This is a genomic window from Methylobacter sp. (genome assembly GCF_004322395.1).
GTDB lineage: Bacteria > Pseudomonadota > Gammaproteobacteria > Methylococcales > Methylomonadaceae > Methylobacter_A.
Map to the genome: position 1 here is coordinate 1 of NZ_SCTW01000127.1, position 14659 is coordinate 14659.

Annotated in this window: 10 protein-coding genes; 8 read left to right on the forward strand and 2 right to left on the reverse strand. The window is 50.5% G+C overall.

Going from position 1 to position 14659, the window contains the following annotated elements:
• Window positions 1–106: 106 nt before the first annotated feature.
• Together EPO18_RS16960 and EPO18_RS16965 are read right to left on the reverse strand one after the other, a co-directional pair.
• Window positions 107–2386 carry a DUF6531 domain-containing protein gene (locus tag EPO18_RS16960; protein ID WP_292435355.1) on the reverse strand — a complete coding sequence of 760 codons (2280 nt, stop codon included), beginning with the start codon at window positions 2384–2386 and terminating at the stop codon, window positions 107–109.
• Window positions 2387–3400: 1014 nt separating this feature from the next.
• On the reverse strand, window positions 3401–3604 hold the full coding sequence (locus tag EPO18_RS16965) for a type II toxin-antitoxin system Phd/YefM family antitoxin (protein ID WP_292435406.1): 204 nt from the start codon (window positions 3602–3604) through the stop codon (window positions 3401–3403).
• A gap of 363 nt (window positions 3605–3967) precedes the next feature.
• Here EPO18_RS16965 and EPO18_RS16970 point away from each other — a divergent pair, with 363 nt between their 5' ends.
• The 8 genes from EPO18_RS16970 (at window position 3968) to EPO18_RS17005 (ending at window position 14476) form a co-directional block, all read left to right on the forward strand.
• A complete protein-coding gene (locus EPO18_RS16970; RefSeq protein WP_292435357.1) occupies window positions 3968–5389 on the forward strand; it encodes an undecaprenyl-phosphate glucose phosphotransferase in 1422 nt (473 codons plus the stop codon).
• A 132-nt stretch (window positions 5390–5521) separates the two neighbouring features.
• Window positions 5522–6622 (forward strand): polysaccharide biosynthesis/export family protein, encoded by a 1101-nt coding sequence (locus tag EPO18_RS16975; protein ID WP_292435360.1) that lies wholly within the window; start codon window positions 5522–5524, stop codon window positions 6620–6622.
• 52 nt (window positions 6623–6674) lie between these two features.
• A complete protein-coding gene (locus EPO18_RS16980) occupies window positions 6675–9032 on the forward strand; it encodes a polysaccharide biosynthesis tyrosine autokinase (RefSeq protein ID WP_292435362.1) in 2358 nt (785 codons plus the stop codon).
• A 9-nt stretch (window positions 9033–9041) separates the two neighbouring features.
• Window positions 9042–10310 (forward strand): O-antigen ligase family protein, encoded by a 1269-nt coding sequence (locus EPO18_RS16985; RefSeq protein ID WP_292435364.1) that lies wholly within the window; start codon window positions 9042–9044, stop codon window positions 10308–10310.
• A gap of 5 nt (window positions 10311–10315) precedes the next feature.
• Window positions 10316–11626: a lipopolysaccharide biosynthesis protein gene (locus EPO18_RS16990; protein ID WP_292435366.1), complete on the forward strand. Its 1311-nt coding sequence runs from the start codon at window positions 10316–10318 to the stop codon at window positions 11624–11626.
• A gap of 216 nt (window positions 11627–11842) precedes the next feature.
• Window positions 11843–12787: a class I SAM-dependent methyltransferase gene (locus tag EPO18_RS16995; protein ID WP_292435368.1), complete on the forward strand. Its 945-nt coding sequence runs from the start codon at window positions 11843–11845 to the stop codon at window positions 12785–12787.
• A 1-nt stretch (window position 12788) separates the two neighbouring features.
• Window positions 12789–13616, forward strand: coding sequence for a glycosyltransferase family 2 protein (locus EPO18_RS17000; protein ID WP_292435371.1), 828 nt, complete (start codon window positions 12789–12791; stop codon window positions 13614–13616).
• Between the two features lie 5 nt (window positions 13617–13621).
• The gene (locus tag EPO18_RS17005) at window positions 13622–14476 is read left to right on the forward strand and encodes a glycosyltransferase family 2 protein (RefSeq protein ID WP_292435373.1); all 855 of its coding nucleotides are present in this window, start codon (window positions 13622–13624) and stop codon (window positions 14474–14476) included.
• Window positions 14477–14659: the final 183 nt, after the last annotated feature.

Below are 14659 nucleotides of genomic sequence, written 5' to 3' on the forward strand. Positions count from 1 at the left end.
TGGGGCTTGTCATCCGCTTGGGCGAGTCCGGCTGTGAATAGGGTTGCCAGCAGCAAGGCAACCGGCACGAAAACTGTTTTTATGGTTGATTTCATGGCGGCTTTCCTTATTGCGGCAAGACCAGGTTTTGCAGACGCGACAGGGCGTCATAGACTCGAGTTTGGCTGCGTGCCAGTTGTCCGCCGGGATCGTAGGCCTCTTCCTTGATCCGGTTGCCCATGGCGTCCAGTGTATAGCTCAGGGTGTTGCCCTGGTCGTCTTGGGTTTTGATCAGGCGATGGGCTGCGTCGTAGCTGTAATCCAGATAAGCGCCGTCGGGACCGGTAACGCGGGTGAGTTGACCTGCGGGGTCGTAAGCATAGGTGGTGGTTTCGCCGCCGGCATCGAGTGAGGTGAGCCTCTGGCGGTTATCGTAACTCAGGGTGGTGACGAGGCCGTTGGGGTCGGTGAGTTCTTCAACTTGGCCGTGCGGGGAATAGCGGTTCAGGCGGGTGCTATGGCCGAGCGCGTCGGTGAGCTGTTTGAGCTGGCCGCGGCAGCCGAGGTGTCCGCCGGTGCAGGCGGCATCGGCGGTGTAATAGTCGTAGGTGGTGACATCGGACAGGTCGGTGCGCGGGCCGTCTTCGACTTTTTGCAGCAATACGCCGGGAACGGAAGAATAGGTGTACGTGGTATGCCAACTACGGGCGGTGTTGGCTGCGGTGTCTGTGACGGTTTTGTCGGTGAGGTCGCCTTGGGGGGTGTATGTGTAGGTAGTCTGCTGGTTGCCGTGGGTGATTTGCACCGGCAGGCGGAAGGTCGGGTGCCATGCGGTGGTGAGGGTGCGGGTTGCCGGGGTGGCCGCGCCGCTGGAGGTCAGGCCTTCGGTGCGGCTGGTTTCCAGGTTGCGGGTTAAGTCATACGTATAATCCGTGCGGTTGCCGTTGAAGTCGGTGCGACTGGCGACGTTGCCGTTCGCGTCATAAGTGAGAGCCGACGCCGAAGCGCCGCAGCCGGAACCGCCGGGTTGGGATTGGCCTTTGCTTTTGACCACGCCGAGGATGGTCTGGAACTGATAAGTGCGTGCGCTGCCCAGCGCATCGGTGACGGTGGTGGTGCCGTCGGCGTTGTAAGCCAAGCTCGCCCGTTCCGCTCCGCCCGCATGTTCAGTAGAGGTTGCGCGGCCTTGGGCGTCGTAGCGGTAAGTAGCAAAGCGATTGCCGTTTTCGTCGGTGATGCCGGTCAGGGCATGGGGGAAGGCGGTGTTTTCGTAGTGATAGGTTTTGCCGGTGCCGTCGGGATAGCTGACGGAGGCGAGGTTGTTGTTCGCGTCGTAGGCATAGCGGTATACGCTTCCGGCCGGATCGGCCAGGGTGCTGATGCGGCTGTTGGCGTCATAGGTGAAATTAAGCTGGTGCCCGAAGCTGTTGGTGACGCGAAGCAGCAAGCCAACCGTGGGCGCAGTGGCAATGGGTGTCGATGCATCGCTGTAAGTAAGGGTTTGCGTAAGGCCGGAGCGGTCGGCAATGGATACGAGTTTGCCGGTAGCGGTATAGGTTTCTACCGAATTATCAGCGGTGGTGTAACGCCAGCCGGTGCGGACGTTTGCACTGTTTTTAAGCTCCACGAGACGGTCAGGCACGTCTGCATCGGCAACCCAAGCGCCTGCACTTTGCTTGAAGTTGTATTCTTTGCCGTCATTTCGGCGGATTTTTACCCACGTGCCGGAGGACTGTAGGGTGCCGGATCGGTTGTAGACATGACTCCAGCCTGCGCCTAAGTTGGAAGGACTGGCCGTTGTGCTGGCGTTGTAATAGCGGTCGAAGCTCAGGCCGGATGCGCCGCCCGGAAGATCGGTTTCGTGCTGCCATTTATTGCCGATTCCGGCGTTGATGGGGTTTCCAATGTAGGGACAGGTACCGCCATTGTTTTTAGGCGATACCCCACATTTGCCGGTTATTGCATCGCGAAATTGTGGATCGACACAAGCAGGCGCATTGTAACAAGTTTGATTGCTTAATGAGCCGCCGTAGAGGCAAGAGTACGATTGAGATGAATAAGTCCCGTATTGCGTAGCGTTCTGAACACACTGGCCGCCTTGGAGAGTGCCTGGAGAACCAGTAGCATTAGCGGTTGTGCAAACGTAGCCAAATTGATTGCAAAGAGCTGTACAAGCGGCAGCTGGACTAGACTGATTGGCCGTGAAATAGCCAAAATACACCGCAGACCAAGCCGTGACGGTGGCGGGGTAGTTATCGGCAAAAGCCGAAAACGACATTAAAAACAATGCGGTTAATAGAATTTTACGCATTGCTAAACCAGTGATGGCCGCGCAAGTGCATGACATGCCAAATAACAACAACTGAAAACCAACCATCATAAAATCATCCCATTTAAAAAATGTCATGCCACACTTATAAGTTGCCAGCTCTATGAGAATGACTGTAAGTAATTTCTAGCAATAGAGATTTAGGCTCTCCTACGGCAATCTCAGCGCCGCTCTCTAATCTAAACACTCAATCTACGCCCGGGCATCCTTCATCATCACATTGGCGATCATGCTCCAAGTCTCTAAAACATGCTCACCCACAGCATACCGAGTTAGAAATTCGGGAGTTATTGAACAGATTGAACCTAGAAAAATCATTTGATCCACGAAAAACACAAAAAACACGAAAAAATTCAAATAGATACCTAGTTACAGGTAGTCACCCAAAGGGTGAATGACTAAATCAATGGAACATATTGAATTTTTTCGTGTTTTTTGTGTTTTTCGTGGACTAACTGCTTTAGGTTGAACGACGCCCTCATTGTGGCTAAAAAAATGGCCGCTGTATGTCAGCTAAAGCCGAGTCTTTTGTAAGCCTAAGACTAATTCTCAGGTTATGTGATAGCCATCACGGATTTCTGATTGTTGTAACCATCCCTCAACTGACGGCTATCCAGCAACAGGATCGTATCAAGAAATAATGCGAAATTAACTGTAATGGCTGATTTTGATTAATGATAAATATCGACTGATGTCCAACAGACGGACGTTTTCTGGAGCCGCAAGCTTGGCAAACCACTTTTACACTCTTTCCTGAGCCATTAACCGTTAACTTATCTATGTAAAGGCCCCCGTTTACTCATGAATGACGGATTTTACCAAGAGTAAACGCGGCGAAAATTGTTTCACATTTAGCCAAAAACCTTCATTTTCCGGACATGTGTAATGCCTGATGGTTAACCAAAATCGACTGTCCGCTTGTCGTGGATATGTTGCCATTAGGAAATCTGACTTGAATGGCTCTTTGGGATCGAAATCCGGCAACGGCATATTTCCTAACAAGGTGTTTCCAATTTGTAAGACTGAATCCATAGGCTCCAGGTTCATATATATAGCGTTTGACAAAGACTGATGTATCAAAAAAGACGAGCATCAGGTACTGGCTTCGCGTTCTTCCAGAATCATACGGCTGACGGAAACGCCATCCAATATCAGAGGTTGGGCCTTACGTCGTTTCCATGAACGCAGATCGGGCGCTATCGGAACGATGTCGGCAATGGGCTTTCCATTGCGCAATACACGTACGGACTCACCTGACTCGACGATATCAAAGTACTGTTTGGCGTGGTTGTATATTTCTGTAAATGCAAAAAGTGATGTACATCATGGATGTACGTTATTACCACCGTCAAACAACTTCACGAATAGAAATTCCAAGAACAGGTTTGGCTAGCGCCGACACGCTATCAATCCCTGATCTGAAAGGGCAAGGTTTTCGGGAAAGATTGATTAATTTCATTTTTCTATTCCTACGCCCTTTCTAAAATCATTCCGATCTTCATCTAATTTTAATTAAACCCACAGGTTTCCTCTCATCTTGCTTCTGTAATCTTTACCCAAACGTAGTGACCTGCGCGCAACACACCGGTCGCGATAACTTTGGGGATGAACGGTTCTCACCGTTCATCATTGAGTAGACAAAATAGGAGTTTAACGAATATGCCACTCGGTATAGGTAACATCTTCAACGGGCTCTTTAAGCAATATGGACACACGGTGATCCTGTTGCTGCGGTTTATCGATATAGCCATGCTAATCGGTGCCGCTTGGGTCTCCCATTATTTCTGGCTTCGCCAATTCGTCATCGACCAGGACTACCGGATAGTAGTCTCTCTTGGTATTTTGGCAGCCATCATTTTTTTCGAAATCGGCCAGGTTTACCGTCCCTGGCGGAATGATGCGATGCGCGGAGAAGTTGCGCGTATCGTCAGGGCTTGGGTATTGGCCATCCTGTCGGTTATATCCATTGTTGCGTTGGTTCGTTTGCATTTTTGGTTCGGTTCCAGTTATCGCTGGATCGTTACTTGGTGGGTACTGGGATTGTTGTTCGTGCTTGCCGCCCGTAGTCTGCTTTCCCATGTGTTGCAATGGCTGCGAGCTCGCGGCTGGTCTCAGGGACGTATTATCTTGGTCGGATTGAACCAGATGGCCGTTGCGGTTAGCCGACAGTTGAATCATTCATCCTGGGCCGGCTTGCAAGTTGTCGGTTATGTCGATGACCCATCAGAAAAGCAGCCTTCGGTGAATGATTTTTCGCTGCCGCGGCTCGGGGATTTGGAAGACCTCACGTCCATAGTCACCAAGGAAGCCATTGACGAAGTATGGATTGCGTTTCCCGGTGAATCGCTCGTAGAACGCGCTCAGTATCAATTGCGGCATCTGCCGGTCAGTATCCGGCTGATTATCGACTGTTTTGATTTCAAACAAAGTAAATTCCTCAGCTTGAACACGGTGGCCGGTATTCCGACCTTGGATTTTTCAGTTTCACCGTTGCATGGCGTTAACCGCTATACCAAGGAGGTTATGGATAGATTTTTTGCGCTTATCCTGTTGATACTGCTCAGCCCGTTACTGTTATTGATCGCTATCGGCGTCAAGCTGAGCTCTAAAGGCCCGGTGTTCTATCGGCAAGAACGGGTCGGCTGGAACAACCGTTCGTTCACGATGCTGAAATTCCGCTCGATGCCGGTGGACGCCGAAGCCAAAACCGGTGCGGTATGGGCAAAGCCCGGTGAAAAACGCGCTACCCGGTTTGGCGGCTTTTTGCGTAAAACCAGCCTTGACGAACTGCCGCAACTGATCAATGTGCTTAAGGGCGACATGTCCCTGGTCGGGCCTAGGCCGGAGCGCCCGGATTTTGTCGAAGTATTTAAAGATCAAGTACCTAATTACATGAAAAAACACATGGTCAAGGCCGGCATCACCGGCTGGGCACAAGTGAACGGCTGGCGCGGAGATACCGATCTGAACCGCCGCATCGAACACGATTTGTATTACATCCAGCATTGGTCGGTCTGGTTCGACCTGGAAATTGCACTGCGCACTGTGCTGACCGGTTTTATCAATAAAAATGCGTATTGAGGAGAAAGGCGAAAGACGAAAGACGAAGGGCAAAAGCCCAGTCTCCAAATTACGCAGCCCTTTAGCCTTTTGCCTTTCGTCCTTCGCCTACTTTTAAATAATTATAGGAACACATTTGCCATGGTTAGATTAATGCTTAGATCAATGCCCCTGATACCGGTCTTGCTGCTGCAAGCCTGCTCTTTGACGCCCGGCATGGAGATGGAGACCAACAGCCCGTTATCGCATATCGAGGTTCCGGTCATGAAAGACGGCAAGCTAGTCAAGGAAAAGGCGAAGATTTCCCAGATTACCGCGGACCTGATTATCGATCGGGAAAATTCTAGGCAGCGCGCCGTCAATAATCTTCCGTCCCAGAATGTTCCCACGGGCGAATACAAGATCGGCCCGCACGACCGGCTGCAAATCACAGTCTGGGAGCATCCTGAACTGAACGATCCCGGAGGCGAAAAAATCAACCCAGAATTGGCGGGCAAGATGGTTCAAGATGACGGCATGCTTTATTACCCCTACGTCGGCAATGTGCCGGTGGCAGGTAAAACCGCCAACGAGGTTCGGGAATTGTTGAGTCAAGGGCTTTCCAAATACTTCAAGAAAGTCAAACTCGACGTTCGCGTTCTGGCTTACCAAAGCCATCGGGCCGCTGTGGTCGGCCAGGTCAAAATGCCGGGAATCCAGGCCATGACCGAAACGCCATTAACGATTACCGAAGCCATCAGTCGCGCCGGAGGCGTGACTGAGGACGCAGACACCAGCAACGTGATGCTGGCTCGCGACGGCAAGCTTTATAAGATTGATGTGATGAGGTTATATGAGAAAGGCGGTACCGACCAAAATCTGGTGCTGAAAGACGGCGACGTGCTGAATGTCTCCGATCGTAAGGACAACAAGGTGTTCGTCATGGGCGAAGTCGGCAGGCAGCAGGCTCTGCAAATCAACAAAGGCAGGCTGACGCTCGCGCAGGCGCTGGCGGAAGCTTATGGCGTTGATTTCAATACTTCGCGGCCGGAAGAGATTTATGTGATCCGATCAGGCGAGATGCAGCCGGAGATTTTCCAGTTGAATGCCGAATCGCCTGATGCGCTGATTCTGGCCGACCAGTTTAATTTACAAGCGCATGATACCGTGTTCGTGGGTACCGCAGGGGTGACTCAATGGTCCCGAGTTCTTAACCAAATCTTGCCAGGATCCTTTACATCAATGATGGGGCAAGCAGCTATGATGGGAATTTAATGATGTTTCAAGACTCGGGTTTTCTTTTCACATGATTGGGGTATGAAAGATTATGTATTCACAGAATGAAGCTACTATACAGCTCCCGCCGCTGAATCCGCCGCGGATCGAGGAGCATGGCGTCAGTATACGGGATTATGTTGATCTGCTGATCGAAGGCAGAAAGACCATTCTGGTGACGCTGCTGGCGGTCTTATCGATTACGACCGTTTATCTGGTGCTTGCGCCGCGCACTTACAAAGCCGACGCGTTGTTGAGGATCGACAAGAATAAGGCGCTGCTCGCCGCACCGCTGCGTAGCGAGGCGAACAAAGCCTCGACCGAAGCCGATAATCCAAGGGCGCAGCGCGAGGTGGAAATCCTCCGCTCGCGTTCGGTGCTCGGCAAGGTGGTGGAAGATCTGAACCTGATGGTGGAATATTCGCCCTACTATTTCCCGGTTATCGGAGAGACATTGGCGCGAAGGCATGACGCCCATGACGGGGTTTCAGGTTCATGGTGGGGATTTGGCCGTTGGGCCTGGGGCGGCGAAAAACTGAAAATTGCCAGTTTTAATGTGCCGGACCGTTATCTGGATAAAGCTTTTACTCTGATCGCCCTGGAAGCGGGCCGCTTCCGTTTGCTCGGGCCCAAGGATGACGTTTTAGCCGAAGGACAGATCGGCGAAACCGTTAGCGCCGACATCGGCGAAGCGACGCCAGTGGTGATTAAACTTGCAGAGTTTACGGCCCATCCCGGCACGCATTTTGAGCTGACCCGGAAAACCTCGTTGGCAGCCATCGAAAACCTGCAAAAAGCTTTTTCGGTCAAGGAAGTTTCCAAGGATACGGATATTCTCAGCGTCGAACTAAAAGGCCGTGAACCGGAGCAACTAGCTAAATCGGTTAACGATATCGCCAACATTTACGTTAACGCGACCGTTAATTGGGAGTCTGCAGAAGCTTCGCAAAAGCTGGGTTTTCTGGAAAGCCAGCTGCCTATTGTTAAGGAACGCCTGGAAAAAGCGGAGCAAGGCCTGAGCGCTTACAGACAGCAACACGGTGCGGTTGACATATCCGCCGAGGCCGAAATACTGCTCAAACAGTCCTCCGAAATGGAGACGCTGGGCATTCAGCTCAAGCAAAAGTACGAAGAGCAGAATCAACATCTGGAAGCCGCTCATCCGGATATGATCGCCACCAAGGCGCAAATAAGACGAATCGACCAAAAGCTGGCGAATTTGAATAAGCGAATTAAGGATTTGCCGCGCACTCAACAGAATGTCGTGAGCCTGTCGAGGGACGTGCAGGTCAATACAGAGCTTTACACCTCGCTGCTGAATAGCGCCCAAGAACAAAGGATCGCGGCCGCCGGTTCGTTAGGCAATTCCCGTATCGTCGATTTTGCCGTAACCCCGGAAAAGCCGTACTGGCCGAAACCCAGCCTGCTGTTGGCTATCGCTACCCTGTTGGGGCTGAGTTCCGGTTCGGCTTTGGTATTCCTTAGACATTCTTTGCAGCGCCACGATAATTATCCGGCCTTATTGGAATATCAGGTCGGCTTGCCGCTTTACGCAGCCATTCCTCATAGCAAGAAGCAACGCCGGCTCGCACGTTTGATTGACCAAGGCAGGGACCGTGATCCCGGCATTCTGGCCAGCCAAGATCCGCAAGATATTTCCGTCGAGTCGCTACGCGGCCTTCGGACAACTTTGGAGGCGACTCTCGCCACCGACGAGAGCAAAGTCATCATGGTCAGCAGCCCTGCTCCGGGCATGGGTAAATCTTTCGTTAGCACTAATCTGGCGGCATTGCTGGCAAGTATCAAAAAACGCGTGCTGATCATTGATGCCGACATGCGCAACGGCCGGCTGCATGAAGCCTTTTCCGTCGAACGCCAACCGGGACTTTCCGACTTGCTGTCAGGCAGAGCTACGCTCGGTGAAGTTATCGTCAGTTTGTCGGATGTCGGTGTGGACTTCATACCGAAAGGCAGCACTGTTTTAAACCCGGCAGAACTGCTGGTTATCGGTAATCTGGAAGAAACTCTCGAACAGTTGAAGAGCTTTTACAACCATATCGTGATTGATTCTCCGCCGATTCTAGGTGCAACGGATGCGGCTATTCTGGGTAAACACACCGATGCGACATTCCTGGTCGTCAAAGAAGGACGCTATACGGCACAAGAATTGGAAGTCAGTTTTAGACGTTTCCAACAGGTCGGCGTAAAACCGAACGGCTTTATTATCAACGATATGAAAGAAGGGTCATCGTATTCTCCTTACTATGGTTATGCATACAGCAGCCATGCGGATACGGAGAGAAAGAACGCATCCGTAAAAATACCCGGCTACCAGGCGGTCGAAGAGTGGTTTAGGAAGCACCAGGAACCCGATGCCTTATCTTCCTTGGTAATGGATGAAGAAGGATAGGCTTAAGCGATGAGAATACGCTTGGAAAAGGATTTGCCGGTTCTGTTGTTTGCGCTGGTCAGCGCCTCGACGCTGGCTTCCCTGCCCCAGGTGGAGTCAGCCTGGAACGGAGTAAAGGAAGTGTATGGGGAACAGGATTTCGGCTTGCGGATACTTCGCGAGCTGATGTTGTTGGTACTCATTGCCTACGCGTTTTTTGAGCCGCGTCTGCGCCGTGGTGCGTTGACCAGTCCGGTGTTTGCATTTTTGGGCGTAATAGCAACTTATGTGCTGTTTGAAGTCGGTTATGCCTGCTATCTGGATTTGCCTTTGGTGGTGCCGATGGCGGGACTGCGTGTATTCGAATATTTGCCGCTGGCATTGATCGGCTTTGTGACCAGCCGCATCGGCGCAGGTCAATATGTGATCTATAAATTTGCCAGTTATCTTCGCTACTATATTGCCCTCCAAGCTGTATTGGCAGTGGCTCAGGCGTTATGGGCGCCGCCTTTGTTCGGCGTGTCGTTCTTAGGCGGCGGGCGGCCGTTCGGAACTTTTGTCAGCCCTAATCTGTTCGGCGCAACCATGGCGACCTGCGCACTGCTTTTCGCGTTGGTTCCGTTCATGCGCAAGTGGGTGGCTGTCAGCGTATTTCTGGCCTTGCTGAGCGGTTCGCGAACTGCGTTTATCAGTTCCCTGCTGGTGGTGTTTTTCCAGATTTATGCTGCGCTTCGTCCGCGTGATCGCTGGGCTTTGATCATGCCGGCGCCGATACTGGCGGTCGGTGCGTTATTGTTGGCATCCAGCCCTTTGCTCAGCGGCCGGGATGACGCTGACCCAACACAAGACGGCCGCCTGGATTTGTGGCAGCGGATATTTTCCGAGTACATCCATGGACCTGCGGACTTGCTGTTCGGTTGGGGTCTGGGGCTTAGTTCCAATACCATTAATGTCCTCTATGGGGCCGAACATTTTCAAGGCCAATTCGACTCCGATAGCTTGTATTTGTTCTTGTTGAACGGATACGGCCTGATTGGTCTACTGGCCTATTTATGCTTTTTGTGGATAACGACAAGGATGTCGGCCCACGCCAATAAAGGCTTGGTGATAATATTTATTTTCGTTGCGGGATTAACATTCAATATGTGGGAATATTTTCCGCAAAACGCAATACTGATGTTTTTGTGGGGAACGGTGCTGGGAACCGGATATCAGTCCGGTTCAGCTCCATTTCAGACTAGACCGGTAGCATCGGGTTCGTATTATCAACGACCCTCCCGACAGCGAGCCGAAGGATAAATATTATGTTCGGACTGTTAAAAGAAAGACGATTATTCGGCGATGCGTTTTGGGCGCTATTCGGGCAGCTGGGGTCTGCCGTTGCGTTGCTGGCAGGCACTCGAATCCTCACCGAACTGGTAACGCCCTCAGTATACGGACAAATTGCATTATTGAGCGGCTTTGTCGCCCTTGGCGTTAGCCTTTTCTCCTACCCTTTCATCTGTGCCGGCATGAGAATATTGCCGGAATGCCAAAGCAAGCAGGAGCGCGCCGTCTTATACAGAATCGTCACCGGCCTGACTGCCCGCTCAACGGCTCTGGCGATAGGCCTGCTCATGTCAGGCGGCGCCGTATACGGTTATCTTACCCACGCCGATATTTGGCTGTTTGTGTTCGCAGGAATCTTGCTGGCGGTAACGGTACAGCGGGAAATGGGGATTCAATTACTGATCGGTGAGCGCAGGCAGCGGGGAGCAAGTCTTTGGCAGACCAGCGACAGCATCATGCGGCCCTTATTGGCTATCTCACTGGTATGGTGGCTGGGCGGAAAGGCTGAGTGGGTGTTGTTAGGTTACATCTTGGCAAGCATTACATCGAATGCGGTTTGGTCGCTTGTCCACCGCGAAAAAACCGATGGCGGCAAGCGGCGGCCGATTATTTCCCGTAATTTCAAAAAAGAGGTATGGGTCTATGCCCTGCCCTTAATTCCGATGGAATTGATTTTTTGGGTTAATGGCTTAGGAGACCGGTACGTCATCGGTTATTTGATGACGGCTGCGGATGTGGGTTTATACGCGGCGACTTACACAATCGTCAACGAAGCGTTTAATCGTAGCGCAATGGTTTTGCTGCGCATTTTTCAGCCGGTTTATTTTCAGTCATTTTCACTAAACCGGATAAAGGAAGGCTTTACTCTGTTGTGGCTATGGATAGGCTGTGTTTTTGCTTTAGGAGTCATCGGCGTGTCGCTATTGCTGATGACAAAAGATTGGGTGGCTTCTTGGGCATTCGCAAAATCTTATCAATCGGCAGCTGCGTTGATGCCGGCCATCGCTGTCGGATCTGCACTGCATGCCTTGGGAACTGTAGTAGCTCAACCGCTGCTGGCCGATAAACGGACCCGGTCGTTTTTGATAGGCCGGGTATGCGGCACGATAGCGGCAGTCATCAGCATTCCGCTGATGGTGAAACAGTTCGGATTGCCGGGAGCGGCCCTAGCCAATCCCATCTATTACGGCGTCGAAGCGTCGGTTTTAGCGATGTTGGCCAAACCATGGCGGATGACCAGCATCGATAATAAGCCGGCAATAGATCACTGTAGTGCAACAGCCTAACGAGCTTGGGAATACCCGAGCCAGACTGACTATAAATAGCTAAGGAATACACATAAATTAAGTAATTACCATGAAGAACATGAAGGACATGAAGAGTTAAATCCTTCATGTCCTTCATGTTCTTCATGGTTTAAAAATAAAACTTGCGGAAGTTGTTTCATGCGCATTCCTAAACATTATTTTTTAACTGACAAGCCATCAAGGAGAACAAATACCATGACGTATGCACCGGCAGTTTCAGCAATATATGGCGATATTTTACGGGAGTGTGTGGCCTGTAGAGCCGAGAAAATAAAATATTGGCGGCAGAAAAGCTTCCAATATACCGAAAGCGCCAGCCACGAGGAGTTTCATATATACCGCTGCGAAAGCTGTGGGACTGGGTTCTTAAACCGGCCTCCGCATGTGAAATGGCTGCAATCCATTTATCAATACTCAGGCCAAGCGCTGACTCAAGCGATAACCCTGGAGGACGTGTTGGCTAGAGAAGACGAGTTTCCTAATTGCAAAGTAGATGCCGAGCGTATGAGCCAGCAAGCTCATCTTTTTAACAACTCGGACAATGATCAGGCTCTCGATATTGGCTCGGGCTTTGGCTTTTACACGCAAGCACTCAGAAAAGCGGGCTATCGGACGGTCAGTATTAATCCCGGCAAATACGAAAACGAAGTGTTCAGAAATTTGAATGGCGATGAGCCGCTTGCGGTGATGTTCGAGAATTACCAACCATCCGGGCAGTTTGGGGTAGTGATGATGTCCCAGGTATTGGAACATCTTCTTGAGCCGGACCGTGCGATAAAAAAGGTTTCAGACCTGCTGGCTTCAGGTGGCGTTTTGGCTTGTGCGGTACCTAACTACGATTCGTTTTTAGTCAAGCTGCTGGGCACGAAAGATAACGCCTGTTTATGGGTGCCGGAGCATGTCAATTATTTTACCGGGAAAGGCTTAAAAAATCTGGTTGAACGCAACGGCCTTCGTGTGGTCAAGATGGAGCAAATAACCCGAGTCCCATCCAATGCGTTATCCAAACGGCTGCGGCTGCATGGAAGACCGGCTGCCGCCGTCGACGCGCTGGTAACACTTTTGCAAATCCCGTTTGCCGGTTTGATGAATTTCTTCGGGCTGGGCATTTACATCAACCTCTATGCGGTCAAGAAATAATATGCTTACCGCGCATTCAAACCGGAATTCTTTAGAAAAAGAACCTATGTTGACTGTCGTTATTTTGACTAAAAACGAAGAAGTCAATCTCCCTCGCTGCCTGGACGCTATTCCCGAACGCTATCCCGTCGTCATTGTGGATTCCGGGAGTACTGACAGTACGCTTGTCATCGCCGAAATCCGGGATTGCGGCATTTATACCAACCCATGGCCCGGCTTTGCCGAGCAGCGTAATTTTGCTATTCATCAATGCGATATAGCCACACCCTGGATATTGTTTGTCGATGCAGACGAAATTTATCCTGAGCAATTTTATAACTGGTTTGAAGGCCAGATGGCCGGCACCGATTCGATCGACGTAGTGATGGTGCCGTCGATACTTTATCTTAAAGAGAAACGCCTAAACTACGCGCCCGGCTATCCCATTTATCATCCAAGACTGGTGCGCAGGGAAACCACCCGGTTCGTCAGCAACCATACCGGACACGGCGAAGCGGTGATTAACACTTGCCGAATCAGATATATCGATATTCCTTATCAACACTATTTTTATCACGGCGAGATCATGGAATGGATGCATAAACATATTAATAAAGGAGTTCAGGAACTGCGTCCTATACCCACAGCAGGTGCGGTTATGACAACACGCGGGCGGTTAAGCGTTTTATTGGGGCGTTCGTGGCTGAGGATTATTGCCCGATTTTTATACCACTTCGTATTTCGGGGCGGTTTTTTAGACGGGGCTGCGGGTTTGGAGTTTGCACTCATGTTTACGTGGTATGAGGCAACGATCTACTTACAAGCAAAGGCCGGTATTCAGGCAAGGTGATTAATATGAAAGTTTCGTTGGTTTTAGCGACGCTGGGAAGAGACTGGGAATTGGCTGTTTTGTTGAAGTCTCTTATATATCAAACATATCAAGATTTTGAGTTGATTATCATCGACCAAAACAAGGACGGAAAAATCGACGCTATCGTCGAACCCGTCCTCAGCTGTTTGGATGTGACGCATGTGAAAGTGGATTTTACCGGTAACGCCAAGGCCAGAGATTACGGCATAGGATTGGCACAGGGCAGAATCATCGCGTTTCCCGATGACGATTGTGCCTATGATAAGGACGTTCTGAAAAAAGTTGTCGCCGAGTTTAAGAGGCGCCCGAACCTTTCCATCCTGGTAGCGGGTTCGTATGATTTTTCATCCAGCGGATTTAGCATCGGCGTTAATAGTCACAACGCACAGTATTTTTCACGCTTCAAAATGATGGGAGTTGAGTTCACGCAATTTTTCGATCGGAAAAAGATTGATAGCAAGCTCTTCCACTTGGATCATGATTTCGGGATCGGTTCCAAATATTCGGGGGCAGAGGGTTTTGAGCTTTTGTATCGGTTGCTTCGAGCCGGTTGTACTGCGTTTTACAACCCTGAAATAAAAATTTATCACCCCAATAAAGATCATTACAAACTGGGAACCGGAAGAATGCTGATGTATTCAACAGGGATTGGGGCTTACATCAGAAAGTTCGCCAATCAGCAGGATGTGTTCATTATTTACTATATCGTTCGCAAGATGTTTGTCGCCCCGATCCTGAAAATGATGCTCGCCGTGGTTTTATTGAATCCGAAAAAGCTGGCTTATTCTTTTTACAACCTCGTCGGTATCTGGCGCGGGTTCTTGGCGTATGGAAGGTAATATTTCGATCAAAGAAAATCTGCCGATTACCAGATAAATGAATAAAACACGGATGCCGCGGTTCGGGCGGCTTTAAAACGGGTTCGATTTTCAGTTGTAGGGCATGCCGTGCGCGCCTCAGACACCAAGGCGCGCACCGCACGCTCTACAACTGTTTTATCCATGTTCTATTTCAATAGTTAC